The sequence below is a fragment of the Pseudomonas sp. TH06 genome, assembly GCF_016651305.1.
In the GTDB taxonomy this organism is placed as follows: domain Bacteria; phylum Pseudomonadota; class Gammaproteobacteria; order Pseudomonadales; family Pseudomonadaceae; genus Aquipseudomonas.
Genome location: NZ_JAEKEC010000001.1, coordinates 2,377,362 through 2,393,857, shown reverse-complemented (window position 1 = coordinate 2,393,857; position 16,496 = coordinate 2,377,362). Strand labels below are relative to the sequence as shown.

12 protein-coding genes are annotated in these 16,496 nt (G+C 61.1%); 5 read left to right on the top strand and 7 right to left on the bottom strand.

The genetic code is table 11. From position 1 onward, the window contains the following. Nucleotides 1-643: 643 nt before the first annotated feature. Nucleotides 644-2,134: an aldehyde dehydrogenase gene (locus JFT86_RS10760; protein ID WP_201231419.1), complete on the bottom strand. Its 1,491-nt coding sequence runs from the start codon at nt 2,132-2,134 to the stop codon at nt 644-646. Between the two features lie 222 nt (nt 2,135-2,356). Here JFT86_RS10760 and JFT86_RS10755 point away from each other — a divergent pair, with 222 nt between their 5' ends. Beyond that, a complete protein-coding gene (locus tag JFT86_RS10755; RefSeq protein ID WP_201231420.1) occupies nt 2,357-3,271 on the top strand; it encodes a LysR substrate-binding domain-containing protein in 915 nt (304 codons plus the stop codon). Nucleotides 3,272-3,369: 98 nt separating this feature from the next. Here the strand turns inward: JFT86_RS10755 and hrpB are convergent, their stop codons facing one another. After that, entirely contained in the window at nt 3,370-5,889 is a 2,520-nt protein-coding gene (hrpB, locus tag JFT86_RS10750) for an ATP-dependent helicase HrpB (protein ID WP_201236693.1), read from the bottom strand. A 109-nt stretch (nt 5,890-5,998) separates the two neighbouring features. On the opposite strand from hrpB, the gene JFT86_RS10745 reads away from it, so the two are divergent. Then, the gene (locus tag JFT86_RS10745) at nt 5,999-6,418 is read left to right on the top strand and encodes a hypothetical protein (protein ID WP_016986146.1); all 420 of its coding nucleotides are present in this window, start codon (nt 5,999-6,001) and stop codon (nt 6,416-6,418) included. 12 nt (nt 6,419-6,430) lie between these two features. Next, on the top strand, nt 6,431-7,339 hold the full coding sequence (locus tag JFT86_RS10740) for a cation diffusion facilitator family transporter (protein WP_201236692.1): 909 nt from the start codon (nt 6,431-6,433) through the stop codon (nt 7,337-7,339). 27 nt (nt 7,340-7,366) lie between these two features. On the opposite strand, the gene JFT86_RS10735 is transcribed toward JFT86_RS10740, so the two are convergent. Then, nucleotides 7,367-8,461, bottom strand: a complete 1,095-nt coding sequence (locus JFT86_RS10735; RefSeq protein ID WP_201236691.1) for a DUF6515 family protein — start codon at nt 8,459-8,461, stop codon at nt 7,367-7,369. A 461-nt stretch (nt 8,462-8,922) separates the two neighbouring features. Between JFT86_RS10735 and JFT86_RS10730 the strand changes: the two genes are divergently transcribed. Both JFT86_RS10730 and JFT86_RS10725 read left to right on the top strand, forming a co-directional pair. Next, nucleotides 8,923-9,402, top strand: a complete 480-nt coding sequence (locus JFT86_RS10730) for an Lrp/AsnC family transcriptional regulator (RefSeq protein WP_007909658.1) — start codon at nt 8,923-8,925, stop codon at nt 9,400-9,402. Between the two features lie 231 nt (nt 9,403-9,633). After that, nucleotides 9,634-9,843, top strand: coding sequence for a DUF2788 domain-containing protein (locus tag JFT86_RS10725; protein ID WP_003228500.1), 210 nt, complete (start codon nt 9,634-9,636; stop codon nt 9,841-9,843). On the opposite strand, the gene JFT86_RS10720 is transcribed toward JFT86_RS10725, so the two are convergent. The 4 genes from JFT86_RS10720 to JFT86_RS10705 form a co-directional block, all read right to left on the bottom strand. After that, entirely contained in the window at nt 9,838-10,473 is a 636-nt protein-coding gene (locus JFT86_RS10720; protein WP_242489478.1) for a pseudouridine synthase, read from the bottom strand. The genes JFT86_RS10725 and JFT86_RS10720 overlap by 6 nt on opposite strands. Before the next feature lie 72 nt (nt 10,474-10,545). Next, a complete protein-coding gene (gene amn, locus JFT86_RS10715; RefSeq protein WP_201236690.1) occupies nt 10,546-12,045 on the bottom strand; it encodes an AMP nucleosidase in 1,500 nt (499 codons plus the stop codon). A 180-nt stretch (nt 12,046-12,225) separates the two neighbouring features. Then, on the bottom strand, nt 12,226-13,875 hold the full coding sequence (locus JFT86_RS10710; RefSeq protein WP_201236689.1) for an acyl-CoA dehydrogenase family protein: 1,650 nt from the start codon (nt 13,873-13,875) through the stop codon (nt 12,226-12,228). A 94-nt stretch (nt 13,876-13,969) separates the two neighbouring features. Beyond that, nucleotides 13,970-16,324, bottom strand: a complete 2,355-nt coding sequence (locus JFT86_RS10705) for a hybrid sensor histidine kinase/response regulator (RefSeq protein WP_201236688.1) — start codon at nt 16,322-16,324, stop codon at nt 13,970-13,972. Nucleotides 16,325-16,496 lie beyond the last annotated feature (172 nt).

Genomic DNA, 16,496 nt, shown 5'->3' with positions numbered 1-16,496 from the left:
ACATCTTTGCTGCCTGACCCACCGCTATCGCGAGCAGGCTCACTCCTACATGGATCTAAGGTATGCCCGGATTTTGTGAGCACCGCTGAAACCTGTGTGGCTTGCCAGCGATGGCGTCCGGTCAGTCGATATCTTTGCTGCCTGACCCACCGCTATCGCGAGCAGGCTCACTCCTACAAGGATCTAAGGTGTGCCCGGATTTTGTGAGCACCGCTGAATACTGTAGGAGTGAGCCTGCTCGCGATGGCGTCCGGTCAGTCGACATCTTTGCTGCCTGACCCACCGCTATCGCGAGCAGGCTCACTCCTACATGGATCTAAGGTATGCCCGGATTTTGTGAGCACCGCTGAATACTGTAGGAGTGAGCCTGCTCGCGATGGCGTCCGGTCAGTCGACATCTTTGCTGCCTGACCCACCGCTATCGCGAGCAGGCTCACTCCTACAAGGATCTAAGGTGTGCCCGGATTTTGTGAGCACCACTGAAACCTGTGGGAGCTGGCTTGCCAGCGATGGCGTCCGGTCAGTCGATATCTTTGCCGCCTGACCCATCGCTATCGCGAGCAGGCTCACTCCTACAGGGGATGTGTGATCGACACAAAACTCTTTTGGGAGTGAGCCTGCTCGCGAAGGGGGCGACGCGGTATCAGCGCAATTGGAACCAAGTGGTTTTCAGTTGGGTGTATTTGTCGAATGAATGCAGCGACAAATCGCGGCCAAAACCCGATTGCTTGCCGCCGCCAAACGGCACGGTCACGTCCAGCGCATCGACGGTATTGACCGACACCGTGCCGGCACGCGACCGTCGCGCCACGCGATGCGCGCGATGCAGATCATCGGTCCACAGCGATGCCGCCAGCCCGTAGACGCTGTCATTCGCCAGACGCACGGCCTCCTCTTCACTGTCGAACGGCACCACCGCCAGCACCGGCCCGAACACCTCTTCACGAAACAGCGACATGTCGGCTTTCACACCGGTGAAAATCGTCGGCTCGATGAAATTGTCCGAACCATTGAAACGCCGTTGCCGGCCGCCGCATACCAGCGTCGCGCCCTGCTCTTGTGCCTGGCGAATGGCGCGCATGATGCCCGCCGTCTGCCGCTGATCAACGATGGCACCCGCGCGGCTCTGCGGATCCAGCGGATCGCCCGGCAACCAAAGTTCGGCCTGCGCTTTTAGGCGCTCGACAAACTCATCATGAATCGAACGTTCCACCAGCAACCGCGAGTTGGCCGAACAGACTTCGCCCTGGTTGAGGAAGATCCCGAACGCGGCTTTCTCCGCCGCCAGATCCAGATCCCGGCAATCGGCGAAGACCAGATTGGCGCTCTTGCCGCCGCACTCCAGCCATACCTGTTTGAGGTTGGATTGCGCCGCGTATTGCATGAAATATTTGCCGACCTGCGTCGAACCGGTAAACACCAGACAGTCGACATCCGCGTGCAAGCCCAAGGCCTTGCCGGCCTGCTCGCCGAGCCCCGGCAGTACGTTCAGCACACCCGGCGGCAGGCCCGCCTCCAGCGCCAGCTCGGCCAGACGCAATGCCGAAAACGGTGACTGCTCGGCGGGTTTGAGAATCACCGAATTGCCCGCCGCCAACGCTGGCGCGAGTTTCCACGCGGCCATGTCCAAGGGAAAATTCCACGGCACCACCGCAGCGACTACACCGAGGGCTTCGCGGGTAATGGTCGCCAGCACGTTGGACGCGCTCGGCGCCACCTGATCGTAGAGCTTGTCGACACTTTCGGCGTACCAGCGGAACACCCCGGTGGCACCCGGCACATCAATGTTGTAGGCATCCTTCACCGGTTTGCCCATGTTCAATGAGTCGAGCAGCGCCAGCTCTTCGCGATGGCTCATCAACAAATCGGCCAGACGCAACAGCACTTGCTTGCGCTCGGCCGGCGAGCGTTGCGACCAAGTGCCGGACTCGAACACCTGTCGGGCATTGCGCACCGCCGCGTCGACATCGGCCTCGCCGCACGCAGCAACGTTGGCCAGTAACTGGCCGGTAGCCGGGTTGATCGCGGCAAAGGTCTGCCCCGACTGCGCCGCGCAGTGTTGGCCGTTGATCACGGCTTGATCGGGAAACTTCAATGCAACGGCCTGGCGCTGCCACTCTGCAAACTCGAACACGTCGGATGCTCCTTGGGCTTTATTGTGCAGTCGATGGTCGCTCAGGCCTGCGCGAGCTAAAAATAGTAAAAATGTCTTCGCAGGCAATAAAAACACTGGGCAATGACTTCCCCCAAACACTGCGCAGGTGGCTATGGTTGAAGGATAAAAACAACGTCGCGCAGCGGACGCGGCGGCGCACAAATTGCTTGGAAGTCGAGTCCGCTCGTCCTGAGGTTTGCCGTGGCCGCCTACAATTTGCGTCAGTTGAAATATTTCATCACCACCGTCGAATGCGGCAGCGTTGCCGAGGCTTCACGCAAGCTCTACATCGCCCAACCGGCGATCTCCACGGCGATCAAGGCGCTGGAAGACAGCTTCGCCGTGCAACTGCTGATCCGCCATCACGCCCAAGGGGTTTCCCTGACACCCAGCGGCGCACGTTTCTTGCGCAAGGCTCAGGAACTGCTGCGCATGGCCAAGGAGTTCGAGCAGAACGCATTGGCCGACAACGATGTGGTCGCCGGGCAGATCGACATCGGCTGTTTCGAAACCGTCGCGCCGTTATACCTGCCGCAATTGATCGCCGGGTTTTCCGCCCTGTACCCGGGGGTAAAAATCCGCATCCGCGACGGCGAGCAACAGGAACTGGTGCAAGGCCTGACCTCGGGCGCATTTGACCTGGTGATCCTCTATGAACACGAACTCGACGCGACGATTCAGACCGAACCGCTGATGCCGGCGCAACGGCCATATGCGTTGCTACCCGCCGACCATCGCTTTGCCGAGTACAAGCAGGTTTCGCTACGGGACTTGTGCCTGGAGCCGATGATCCTGCTCGACGTGCAACCGAGCCGGACCTACTTCGTCAGCCTCTTCGAAGAATTGGGCCTGACGCCGCGCATCGACTTCAGCTCACCGTCAATCGAGATGGTCCGTGGAATGGTCGGCCAGGGTTTCGGCTTCTCGATACTGGTGACGCGGCCGCATTCGGAATGCACCTACGATGGCAAGAAAGTCGTGTGCGTGGAAATTGCCGAGGACGTCACCGGCTCAGGATTGGTGGCGGCGTGGCTCAAGCGTGGGCAACTGACCAAACCGGCGCAGTTGTTTGCCGATTACTGCCGCGAGCAACTGACCGCCAAGAGCCGTTTTTAAAATCGAAAGATCGCAGCCTGCGGCAGCTCCCACAGTAGATAGATGTTGCGCCAACTCCAGCACTGTAGAAGCTGCCGGAGGCTGCGATCTTTTGATCTTCACGTACCACGTGGTTTCGCCCGTGCCGTCGCCTCGGCCACCAACGGATCATCCGGCCAGTAATGTTTCGGATAGCGTCCCTTGAGATCCTTCTTCACCTCGGCATAGGTGCTGCGCCAGAAGTTGGCCAGATCCTGCGTCACCTGCACCGGCCGCCGCGCTGGCGATAGCAGGTGCAGCTTGACCACTTGCCGGCCGCCAGCGATGCGCGGGGTCTCGGCCAGGCCGAACAACTCCTGCAAACGCACTGCGAGAATCGGTGGGAACTCGCTGTAATCCAGACGAATCGACGACCCCGACGGCACGCTCAGATGATGCGGCGCCAGCTCGTCCAGGCGTTGCGGCAGCGGCCACGGCAGCAGGTTGCGAACGATGCTCGACAGATCGAGGTTGGCAAAGTGACTGAGTCGCGAGACCTTGCCCAGATAAGGCATCAGCCAATGTTCCAGGGTATCCAGCAGCGTTGCATCGCTGACATCCGGCCACTGGCTTTCAGCTTGCGAACCCAATTCCAACTGCCGCAACAACGCCACCCGCGCCTGCCACTGGCGCAGTTCCGGCGTCCATGGCAGCAGTTCCAGACCTTTGCGTCGCACCAGATTGACCAGCGCCTGACTGCGTGCGACTTCGTCGAGACCGGTCAAGGGTTCGCGACTCAGGATCAACTCGCCGACCTTGCGCTGACGCTCGGCGCGCAGCACGCCTTCGCGCTCGTCCCAGTCCAGTTGATCGACATTGCGCACCTGTTCGGCGAGCACGGAATCGAACAGCGCCGGATCGAAATCCGCCGCCAGATAAATTCGCTCTTCGCGCTGGCCCTGACGGCTGCCGAGGTCGGCAATGACGATCCACGGCTCTTTCATCAGGCTGTCGGCTTCAGCGAACAACGCAGCGCGGCCGTTGGCCAATCGATATTCAGCACCACCGGCACGCCGCTGTTGGGCGACGCGATCCGGGTAGGCCAGCGCCAGCAACGCGCCGAGCCAGCGCGGATGATCGGGGTCGCTGACCGGTTCGCTCGCCTTGCCGCGCAGGTAACCGCGATATTGCCGCGCAAGTTGTCGGGCACGCTGCACGCCGCCCTGCGCCCCCCGGGCAGCGCGCTCCTCGCCTGACAGCAGCACCAGGCGGCTGTGCAAATCCGCCCCGGCACCGCGCAAGATATCGCGCTCGCCGAGCAACGCAGCAACGTCGCACGCCATGTTGGCCAGACCCAACGCCTGACCGCGCAGCAGCAAATGGCCGATGCGCGGATGCGCCGGCAATTCAGCCATGGCCTGACCGTGGGAGGTCAGTGCTTCGCCTTCCAGTGCGCCGAGGCGTTGCAACAGCTCCTGCGCCTGGGCATACGCCGCTGCGGGTGGAACATCCAGCCAGACCAGTTCGCCCGGCGTCACACCCCAACGCCCCAGTTGCAGCGCGAGGCTGGCCAGATCCGCCGAGAGAATTTCCGCACTGCCATACGCCGCCAGTTGTTCGTGCTGATCCTGCGACCACAAACGATAACAAACACCCGGCTCCAGTCGTCCCGCCCGACCGGCACGCTGGGTGGCGCTGGCCTTGGAAATCCGCTGGGTATCGAGGCGGGTCATGCCGCTGCCGGGATCAAAACGCGGCACTCGCGCCAGCCCGGCGTCGATGACGACGCGCACACCGTTGATGGTCAGGCTGGTCTCGGCGATGTTGGTCGCCAGCACAACTTTGCGCTGACCGGCCGGAGCAGGATCGATGGCGGCGCGCTGGGCATTGAGATCGAGTTCACCGTGCAACGGGCAGAGCAAGACGTCTTTGCGCTCACCGATGGCGTCGGCCAGCTGTTGATGGACGCGACGGATTTCCGCCTGCCCTGGCAAAAACACCAAGAGGCTGCCAGTCTCATCGTGCAATGCTTCGAGCACGGTTTGTGTCACGCGCTGATCGATGTATTCGCCGGGCTGAAACGGACGGCCCCAACGCATCGTCACCGGATACATGCGCCCTTCGCTGCGCAGGATCGGCGCGTCATCGAGCAACCCGGCGAGGCGTTCGCCCTCAAGGGTGGCGGACATCAGCAAAATCTTCAGCGGCTGTTCAGCTCGAAACAGCTCGCGACCGTTCAGACTCAGGGCCAGCGCCAGATCGGCGTCGAGGCTGCGCTCGTGAAATTCGTCGAAGATCAGCAGACCCACGCCTTCCAGCGCCGGGTCATCCTGCAAGCGGCGGGTGAGAATGCCTTCGGTGACCACTTCGATGCGGGTGTTGGGGCCGACTTTGCTGTCGAGACGGATGCGATAACCGACGCTTTCGCCGACCTTCTCGCCCAGCTCACTGGCCAGTCGCTCCGCAGCGGCACGCGCCGCCAGACGACGCGGTTCGAGCATCAGAATGGTCTGCCCGGCCAGCCAAGCTTCATTGAGCAAGGCCAGCGGCACGCGGGTGGTTTTACCGGCACCGGGCGGTGCTTCGAGCACGGCTTCGTGGCGTGTCGCCAAGGCTTCACGCAGGGCAGGTAAAACGTCGTCGATCGGCAAAGAATTCATGCTGGCTCCCAAACAGAGCGGCGAGTATAACGGCGAACTGCAAAGCCTTCGTCAGGGTCTTAACTTCACAAGACGACGCTTCGTTATCAGATGACTCAGGAGATTTTCCATGCGCTTACCTTTTCGCCTGATCGGCGGTGTACTGGTCGCCACCCTGCTCACGCAAATCACTGCGTGCGGTTCGATTTTCTATCCGGACCGTCGCGGCCAGATCGACGGCAAGATCGACCCGGCGATTGCCGTGCTCGATGCCGTTGGCCTGTTGTTCTACATCATCCCGGGCCTGATCGCGTTCGCCGTCGACTTCGCCACCGGCGCGATCTATTTCGAACCGGGCCACACCGCGCAGATCGATCCGGCCAAACTCAAGCAAGCCATCGGCCCGGACGGTCAGGTCGATAATCACAAGCTGCAGGCTATTCTCGAAAGCGAGTTGGGCAGAGATTTCCCTCTCGACGATCCACGCCTGATTCAACACAAGGGCAGCACTCAACAACTGGCGATGTTCGGCCTGCAACCCGCCGCCTAAAAAGGAAACGCAATGACCTCCAGCCCCGAACACGCCCGCCTGCTGCGGCTGGCGACCCGCGCCTCGGTGGCGGTGGCGTGCACGTTGATCATCGCCAAAGCCATTGCGTGGTGGCTGAGTGGATCCGTCAGCATGCTCGCCGGCCTCACCGACTCGGCGCTGGATGGCATCACCTCGATGCTCAATCTGCTGGCGGTGCATTACGCGCTGCGCCCGGCAGATGACGATCACCGTTATGGTCACGGCAAGGCTGAATCGCTGGCGGGCATGGCGCAGGCTTTGTTCATTGGCGGCAGTGCGGTGTTGATTGCGTTTCAGGCTTATGAACGCCTGAATGATCCACAGCCGCTGGGTGCGCCATGGCTGAGCATCGGTGTGATCGTGTTTTCGCTGCTGCTGACCGCGGCGCTGCTGGTGTTGCAGCATCGGGTGATCAAGCAGACCGGCTCCAACGCCGTGCGCGCCGACTCGCTGCATTACCGCTCAGACATGCTGCTCAACGGCAGTATTCTGATTGCGCTGGTGTTGGCCGGGTTTGGTTTTGAGCAGCTCGATGCGTGGTTCGGTTTGGGGATCGCCAGCTACATTTTGTGGAGTGCAATCCAGATCGCCCGGGAAAGCTTTTCGGTGTTGATGGATGAAGAGCTGCCGGCGGATGTCAGTCAGCATATGCTCGAACTGGCGTGCAGTGTGCCGGGGGTGTTGGGCGCGCATGATTTGCGCACGCGGATCTCCGGCAACCACTGGTTCGTGCAACTGCACTTGGAGTTGCCCGGCGAACTGACCCTGTCAGTGGCGCACGGCATCAGCGATCAGGCGGCGGATGCCATCCACCAAGCCTACCCGCGAGCCGAAGTGCTGGTGCACGCAGACCCGATAAAAGCAGCTACAAGCCGCGAGCCTCAAGCTTCAAGCTTGTAGCTCGATACTTGCGGCTCGCCACCGCTCTTACTGAACCTGATAACCGCGACTGGTCAGGCAGTTGCCCTGCGCCTGACGGTACGCTTGAACCACTTCGGGCGCCGGTTGATAGGTCGCGGTGCGTGGGTCGAAACCGCTTTGCTGCACGGCGTACTGGTAGCACTGATAACCGTCCTGCTGCACTTGCTCCGGTGACTGGCCGTTGGCCGGGTAGGCCTCGACGTCATAACCCTGGGATTGCGGCTGCGGCTGTTGTTGCTGCGCTGGCGGCTCGACCACCACGTAGTCCTGCGTCGCTTCCTGGTAGGCGTAGTAGGAACCGGCCGCGAGGAACAGCAGCGATCCACCGATCCATACTTCGCGGGCGTAGTCCGGCAAGTACTGGATGCGGATCCCACGGGGCGGCTGCACGACGATGTAGCGCGGACCTTGCGGGCGATACCAGTAGCCGCCGGAATAGAAATAATCCTGACCGCGATACGGCACGCGGTAGTCGCGATCCGGGAAACGATCGATCACATGCCCCGGCCGATATTGCGGGCCCGGGCCCCAACCGTTGCCATGCCCGTCCGGACGTCCCGGCCAGTGATTGTCGTTGGGCCGATTGTTGGTTTGCCAATGCTGGTTGTTGTAACCGTTCTGCGGACGCTCGTCACGGTAGTAACCCTGACGCGGTTCCTGGGTCTGGCGCACGGCATCGGGCCGTGGCTGGATTGGCAGGTTGTTGGCCGGCAACTGCGGCGGTGGCGGCGGCTGACGCACCGGGTTGGGGTTATACGCTGGCCGGTTCTGGTCGTGGTTCTGCCATTGGCCATTGTTGTTGTGCTGCTGGCCATTGTGCTCGAACTGGCGGCTGTTATCGCCACGGATGATTTCGTTGTTCTGCGGGCGCGGCTGATTTTGCGGCGGCTGATTATTCTGCGGGCGGGGCTGATTCTGTTGCTGATTATTCTGCGGACGCGGCTGGTTGTTGCCGCCATGGCCCTGATTGTTACCCTGATGGTCCTGACCGTGGCCACCGCCATCGGGTCCACGATTCTGCGGATCATCGGCAAGCGTTTGCACACTGACACTCACACACAGCAAACCAACACCGGCCAGACGCCAGATGCGCGAATTCATGCTTTTCCTCACTGCGGGACCTGCAAATGTAAGAGGGCTTGTAACTAAGACCGGGAATGTACATGCCCGGTTCTGCAACAGGTTATCAGTCACGAAACTTATTTATTGAGGACGCCGGCGCAACGCGGCATAAATCGCAGGCAAGAAAAAAGGGAGACCCGTCGGCCTCCCTTCTAGAGAACTTCGTCCTGGCTCGACGCTTTTGACGTCGGCTCACCTCACGCCGTCTTCTGGACAGTGTGCAGCTCGGGGGCCGGCACAACCCCGGTGGGGGTGGCGGCCGCGGCGGGCCTGATAGGCGGGCCGCAGTGGACTGTGTTACCGAGCAGTGATTCTGGTGATAAGAATAGGCCCGGGGCCGCGACAGATGATTGCGAAGATTGCTGAAATAAACACCACTTGCGCAATTTTTAACCCTGGATAGATAATCCGCCGCAATAGTTACAACCAAGGACAGATTGATGAGCAAACTCGACCGTTACGACTTGAGCATTTTGGCGGAATTGCAGCGCGATGCCCGCATCTCCAACCAGGAGTTGGCCGAGCGCATCGGTCTGTCACCATCGCCGTGCTCGCGCCGGGTCAAGCAACTGGAGGATGACGGCTATATCTCCCGTCAGGTGGCCTTGCTAGATCGCAAGATGCTCGGCCTGAGCCTGACCGCGTATGTGCTGATCGGCATGGACCGGCACACGCCGGAGCGCTTCGAGAACTTCGAAGCGGCGATCCGCACGTTGCCGCAGGTGCTGGAGTGCAGTCTGGTGACCGGCGTGGATGCTGACTATCAGTTGAAGGTGGTGGTGCCGGACATGGATCACTATCAGAAGCTGCTGCTCGGGCATCTGACCCGTATCGAAGGCGTGACCAGTGTGCGTTCGAGTTTTGTGCTGAATCAGGTGCTCAACAGCACTGAACTGCCCCTGACGCATCTGCGTAGCTGATTGCTTTCGTGACGAGGGGATTTATCCCCGATCCAGTGCGCAGCACTGGCAAGATTTTGCAGCGAGGCGGATATTTTTGGGGTCGCTTCGCAACCCGTTGGGGATAAATCCCCTCGCCACAGGGTTCCAGACCAATGACTGCGGCACACCGACGCAGGTCAATGCCCCGCCGTTCGACCTTGGCGTATACTCGCCGCGCCCTTTTAGCCGCGCCTGCGCCGGAGATGCCCGATGGATCCAGCCGTATTTGAAGAGTGGATGATGACCGGACTGGTCAGCATCCTGATCATTTTCATGGGTTTTATCGTCTGGGATCTGGCGAAGAAGTCCAAGGCCGGACGTTTCGGCTCGTTCATTCTGTTCTTCGTGCTGGGCCTGGGCGTGGCCGCGTTCATCATCAAAAGCGTGGTGATCGGCCTGATCGAATCCGGCGCTCTATAAGCGCGCCGGCACTTCTTTCCACTGGCCCTGATCAAGCCCTTCGATCGACCAGTCACCAATCTTCACCCGCACCAGGCGCAACGTCGGCAGGCCGACCGCCGCAGTCATGCGTCGTACCTGACGGTTGCGCCCCTCACGAATCACCAATTCCAGCCAAGTGGTCGGTACGGTCATGCGAAAGCGTACCGGCGGATTGCGTGGCCACAACTGCGGCTCATCCAGTTGCCGTGCTTCGGCAGGCAAAGTCATGCCGTCATTCAGTTCGACGCCGTCACACAGCCGCTGCAACTGCTCGGCCGTCGGTACGCCTTCAACCTGCACCCAATACGTCTTCGCCAGTTTGTGTTTGGGGTCGGCGATCCGCGCCTGCAATTGCCCGTCGTTGGTCAGCAGGAGCAAACCTTCGCTGTCGCGATCAAGACGGCCAGCCGGATAGATGCCGGGCACATCGATGTAATCCTTGAGCGTCGCCCGCCCTCCTTCATCGCTGAATTGCGTCAGCACATCGAACGGTTTATTGAACAGGATCAGCTTCGGCTCGGCCGGTGGCGCTTTGGCGACACGCCGCGGGGAGGAAGACTGAGGCTTCGCGCCGGGATGGCGGGAAGGTGGACGTGGGGGACGGGGCATGGCGAAAAGAACATCTAGCGGTCGAGGCTGCTAATGCTAGTGCCCCGACCGCCAAATGACCACGACTAACCGTTAACGGAACGGCGGCTCGTCGAAGCTGCGCAGTTTGCGCGAGTGCAGCGAGTTGAGTTCGGTACGCAGCAGGTCCACCGCTTCGATACCGATCTTCAAGTGCTGGCTGACCGCGCGCTCGTAAAACGCGTTGGCCGAACCCGGCAGCTTGATTTCACTGTGCAGCGGTTTGTCCGAGACACACAGCAACGTGCCGTACGGCACCCGCAGGCGATAACCCTGGGCGGCAATGGTGCCGCTTTCCATGTCCACTGCGACAGCGCGCGACAGATTGATCAGCGGACGTTCCTGCGCCCAGCGCAGTTCCCAGTTACGGTCGTCATAGGTCAGCACGGTGCCGGTGCGCAGGCGTTTTTTCAGGTCGTCGCCCTTCTCGCCGGTGATATTGGCGGCGGCTTGTTGCAGTGCCATCTGCACTTCAGCCAGCGCCGGGATCGGAATGTTCGGCGGTACGACGCGATCGAGAATGCCGTCGCGACGCATGTAAGCGTGCGCCAGCACGTAGTCGCCGATGGTTTGCGACTGACGCAGGCCGCCGCAGTGACCGATCATCAGCCAGCAATGCGGACGCAGCACCGCGAGGTGGTCGGTGATGTTCTTGGCGTTGGACGGGCCGACGCCGATGTTCACTAGGGTCACACCGTGGCCATCGCTGGCGATCAGGTGATAAGCCGGCATCTGGTAACGGTGCCAGACCACACCGGCGGCAATCGCCGAGGCCTCGCCGTGATCCATGCCCTTTTCGATGATCACGTTGCCCGGCAACACCATGCGTATAAAACGCGGGTCGCGGCGCAGTTGTTCCAGACCATGGACGATGAACTGGTCGACATAACGGTGATAGTTGGTCAGCAGAATCCACGGCTGCACATGACGCCAGTCGCTGCCGGTGTAGTGCACCAGGCGGCGCAGCGAGAAGTCGACACGCGCCGCATCGAACAGCGCCAGCGGCAGCGGATCGGTGTTTTCCCAGTCGTAGAGACCGTCGGCGATGCCATCGGTGGCCGCAGACAGGTCGGTACTCGGGAACACCCGCGCCAGCACGGCAGCGGTGACGCCGGAGCCGGCCAGCTCATCGCCCTGCTCGACCACGTACGGGTATGGAATATTTTGCTGACTGACGCCGACTTCCACGGTCACGGTGAAGTCATGCATCAACGGCACCAGTTGTTCCAGCAGGTATTTGCGGAACGCTTTCGGGTGGGTGACGGTGACGCTATAAGTGCCCGGCAATTGCACCTTGGCGTAGGCGCGAGTGGTCTGCGGGACTTCGCCCTGGCAGTGATAGGTCAGTCGCAGTTCGGGATAACGGAACAGAGCACGCTGCGCCGCGTCGGGCTCGACGCGATCCTTGAGATAACGCTTGAGCGCCGAGTTCAGCGCAGTAGTGGCCTGCTCATGCAGCTCGGCCAGACGATCCACGGCTTGTTCGGCGGTTTGAACGACAATAAACGCTTCGGTCACGATCAGCTTCCTGTGTTCTGACTTGCAGAGCTTCATCTTGCCTGCATCGTGGCGTCACGGGAACAGTGGCATGTTGGCAACGCCACAATATGTCATTCACACGCTATCCCTGTAGGAGTGAGCCTGCTCGCGATAGCGATGTATCAGTCGACATTTGCATTGACGGGTACACCGCTTTCGCGAGCAGGCTCACTCCTACAGGGGATTTGTGTTGGGTCAGAAACCCTGTGGGGTCGAGCGGGCGACGATGGCTTCGACGTCGAGGCCACGCGGCAATGCGCCGTAGGCGCGACCAGCACCGCTCAGGCGGCTGGCAATGAAGGCATCGCTGACGGCTGAGTTTCCGGCCTCCAGCAATAACTTGGCCTGCAAGCCGAGGGCAATGTCCTCGGTCAACTGCCGCGCCCGATACTGAATGTCGCTCGTATCCTTGAACTGCGCCTGCAACTGCTGAATATGCGCGGCAAGCCGTTTGTCGCCATGCCCGTCACCGAGTTCGCTGAATAGCACATCCAGTACACCCGGTTCTTTCGACAGCGCGCGCAACACGTCGAGGCACTGCACGTTGCCCGAGCCTTCCCACGTCGAATTCACCGGTGCTTCGCGATAAAGCCGTGGCAGGATGCTCTCCTCGACATACCCCGCGCCGCCCATGCATTCAGCGGCTTCGTTGATCATTGCCGGCGCACGTTTGCAGATCCAGTATTTGCCCACCGCCGTCACCAGCCGGGCGAATTGCGCTTCGTGGCGATCATCCAGATGATCCAGCGCCTTGCCCATGCGCAGGCTCAAAGCCAGTGCGGCTTCGCTTTCCAGGGCCAGATCGGCCAGCACGTTTTGCATCAACGGCTGTTCGCTGAGCAATTTGCCGCCCACCTGGCGGTGCGCGCAGTGATGGCTGGCCTGGGTCAAGGCCTGGCGCATTAACGCGCTGGAACCGACCATGCAATCGAAACGGGTCATGGCCACCATCTCGATAATGGTCGGCACACCACGGCCCTCCTCCCCGACCATCCATGCCAGCGCCCCGCGAAACTCGACTTCGCTGGAGGCGTTGGACTGGTTGCCGAGCTTGTTTTTCAGCCGCTGGATGTAGAACTGATTGCGCGTGTCATCGGGGCGATGCCGTGGCAGCAGGAAACAGGTCAGGCCTCTGTCGGTCTGCGCCAGGGTCAGGAACGCATCGCACATCGGCGCCGAGCAGAACCACTTGTGTCCGACCAGCTCATAGGCCTGGCCCGGACCACTGGCGCCGACCGGATAAGCCTTGGTGGTGTTGGCCCGCACGTCGGTGCCACCCTGTTTTTCGGTCATGGCCATGCCGATGGTGACGCCGGCCTTGTGCGCCATGCCGACATTACGCGGGTCGTATTCAGTGGCGAGGACTTTCGGCAACCACTGCTCGGCCAGATCCGGCTGCAAACGCAAGGCCGGGACACTGGCGAACGTCATGGTCAACGGACAACCGCTGCCAGCCTCGGCCTGACTGTGCAAGTAGCTCATGGACGCGCGGGCGACATGCGCGCCGTCCTGCGGATGGGTCCAGGGCAGCGAGGTCAGGCCATGCTCGATCGCCGTGCGCATCAGCTCGTGATAGGCCGGATGAAACTCCACCAGATCGATGCGATGACCGTAGCGGTCATGGCTGGCGAACGTTGGTTTGTTCTGATTGGCGAGGAACCCGGCTTCCATCAACGGCCCGCCGGCCAGCGCGCCGTAAGCATCGATCCGCGACTCGGCCCAACCGGCGCCGAACCTGCGCGACCACTCCTGCAACGGCAGGTCGATGCGATAGAGGTTGGTGCCGTCCAGCGACGGCGGCTGGTTGGTGACTTCGTGGGTTTCGGCGAACTGATGCAGGTTCATGACGGGTTCCTTCTTCAGCGAGAAGATCAGTTAAGCACCGCCTAAACGCCGAACAAAGTGTCATATCCGCCGAATTTGCGGCGCTTTTACCCTATCAACAGCACAAGACCCGTCGTGTCAGCGCTGACTGCAAATCTTCGAATTTCACTGGTTTGTTCAAGTAGTCGATCACCGCGCCCGTGGTGCAGAGTTCGCGATCCGCGCTCAGTGCCAGCATGAACACCGGCAGGTGGGCGCAGCCCGGCAAGGCGTGAATCTGGCAGCACAACGACGCACCGTCGTGAGCCGGCAACTGACAATCGATCAGCACCGCATCGACGATTTCGCGCTGCAGGCAATCGAGCGCCGCCGCGCCGTTGTCAGCGGTGCGCACGCGGAAACCGAGTTTGAGCAACATCCCGCGCATCACCAGTTGGTTGACGCTGTTGTCATCCACCAGCAGCACCGTGCAGTCCTGCGGGGCGCGCAGGCAATCGCGCGAAGGCGCGGGAATCGGCGCGGGCTCGACAACCGGCAGGTCAAATTCGACGTCCAGCTGAAAACGGCTGCCACGCCCCGGCTCGGAGCGGTGGGTCAGTTTGCCGCCAAGCAGTTCGACCAATTGTCGGCAGATCGCCAACCCGACCCCCAGGCCGCCGTACTCACGGGTCATCGAGCCGTCGAGCTGGAAGAAACGCTGATACATGGTCGCCTCGCCGAGATCGGTAAAACCGATGCCGGTGTCGATCACCGCAAACGACAGCGCCAGACGATTATCCGTCGACGGTTTGCCCGTCACTCGCAGCGCCAGACCACCGACGCGGGTGAATTTGATCGCGTTATCGAGAAGGCATTCCAGACATTGCGCGAGTTTCGCGCTGTCGCCGTGCAAACGATCCGGCAGGGTCGGCAGCACGTCGACCTTGAAGTCCAGCGATTTGCTGCTGGCGTTGCCATCGAACTGCACGCGCAAGGCCTCGACCACACCGCGCAGGCTGAAACTGCCCGGCGAGGCCTTGAGCTTGCCGGCCTGCAATTCAGTGAGAGTGAGGATGCCGTTGACCATGCGCATCATGTCCCGGGCAGAACCGGCGGCGGTCTGCTGGTATTGCTCAAGTTCGGGATCCAGCTCGACGGTCTGCATCAGTTCCAGCGAACCGATCACGCCGTTCATCGGGGTGCGCAGTTCGTGGGTCAGGGTCGCGAGGAATTCGTCCTTGAGCTTGTTGCTGTGGGCCAGTTGCTGGTTGAGCACTTCGAGTTTCTGACCGGCGTCGAACAGTGTCTGCGCCTGTTGCTCGCGCATCGCGTTGATGCGGTCGGCCAGCGCCAGCGACAGCAGCGCCACTTCAATGGCCGAGCCGATCTGGCTGGCGTACATGGTCAGGAACACGTTCGGCAGTAAACCCAAGACCATCAGCGTGTTGATCACGCCACCGAGCAGGAACGCCGACCAGGCGATGATGAAGTAACGCGCCACACGCAGGCCACGCCACCAGGCGAGAATCCCGGCTGCGAAGATCACCACGGTAAAGGTCAACGCCAGTGTTGTCGCCAGACGCAGGGCCAGGGCGTAACTGGTCATCAGCGACAGGCCAATGACCAGTGCACCGAACGCGATCAGTCCGATCAGCAAGCGGTCGAGCCAGGGGCTGTGGGTCTTGGTCTGCAAAAAGCTGCGGGCGAACTGGCTGCCGAAAAGCCCGGCGCAACCGATGAAGAATGGCGTCGCAGCGTTGGCCCACCATGGGTTATTCGGCCAGAAATACTCGACCGCCGCGCCGTTCACCGACAATTGATAGAGGCCGAACGAGGCGATATAGAAGATGTAATAGAGGTAACTGGTGTCGCGCACACTCAGGTAGATGAACAGGTTGTAGACCAGCATCCCCAGCAGCACACCATAAATGATGCCCAGCACATACAGGCGCACTGGCTGGTCTTCGAGATACGCGGTGCTCGACCATAAGGTCACTGGCGCCTGGATCGACCCTTCGCTGGCCAATCGCAGGTAGACGGTCTGTTGTTGATCCGGTTCGAAGGCCAGGTCGAACAGGTAATTGTTCTGGCGGATCTCGCGACTGGCGAACGGCAAGGCGTCACCGGTTTGCCGGATCAGACGATAGTCGCCATTGGCATCGGGCAGGTACAGGTCGAGGTGGTCGAGCGGCGGATAGGCCAGTTCCAGCAGCCAGGTGCGCTGCGCGGCCGGATTGCTCGGGCGGTAATGCAGATCGATTTTCAGCCAGAACGCCGAACGCGAATACCCGGCATTGAGCGTGGCTTTGTCGTGGGCTTTGAAATTGCCGGCAGCCGCTTGCGCGCGGACATCGGCAATGCTCGCCTGACCGCTCGGGTCTTCGAACACTTGCAGCGACCGGCCCAGAGGGAGGCTCTGGGTGAATTCGTCGAATTCGACGGCGCTCGCCAGGAGGGGCAAGCAGAACAACAACATCAGCAAATAGCGCATTGAAGCCCCAGCGTGGCTCGTCCGGTTGTGTCAGGAAGCCCCCCATTCCCTTTGAGTAGACGTAAAACCGGTATTACCTGTTATTGGTTTGGATCCAGACTAGCATAGCCGTTGATGGCCATTGAGCACCATCGAAATTTTCCAAACAAAGGCTCTAGAACGGGCGTTTCAG

Coding starts and splice junctions, on each gene's coding strand:
- JFT86_RS10720 (WP_242489478.1), bottom strand. CDS start 10,473: ATGCCCCGTCCCCCACGTCCACCTTCCCGCCATCCCGGCGCGAAGCCT.
- hrpB (WP_201236693.1), bottom strand. CDS start 5,889: ATGAATTCTTTGCCGATCGACGACGTTTTACCTGCCCTGCGTGAAGCC.
- JFT86_RS10735 (WP_201236691.1), bottom strand. CDS start 8,461: ATGAATTCGCGCATCTGGCGTCTGGCCGGTGTTGGTTTGCTGTGTGTG.
- JFT86_RS10710 (WP_201236689.1), bottom strand. CDS start 13,875: ATGAACCTGCATCAGTTCGCCGAAACCCACGAAGTCACCAACCAGCCG.
- JFT86_RS10730 (WP_007909658.1), top strand. CDS start 8,923: ATGAGCAAACTCGACCGTTACGACTTGAGCATTTTGGCGGAATTGCAG.
- JFT86_RS10725 (WP_003228500.1), top strand. CDS start 9,634: ATGGATCCAGCCGTATTTGAAGAGTGGATGATGACCGGACTGGTCAGC.
- JFT86_RS10740 (WP_201236692.1), top strand. CDS start 6,431: ATGACCTCCAGCCCCGAACACGCCCGCCTGCTGCGGCTGGCGACCCGC.
- JFT86_RS10745 (WP_016986146.1), top strand. CDS start 5,999: ATGCGCTTACCTTTTCGCCTGATCGGCGGTGTACTGGTCGCCACCCTG.
- amn (WP_201236690.1), bottom strand. CDS start 12,045: ATGAAGCTCTGCAAGTCAGAACACAGGAAGCTGATCGTGACCGAAGCG.
- JFT86_RS10705 (WP_201236688.1), bottom strand. CDS start 16,324: ATGCGCTATTTGCTGATGTTGTTGTTCTGCTTGCCCCTCCTGGCGAGC.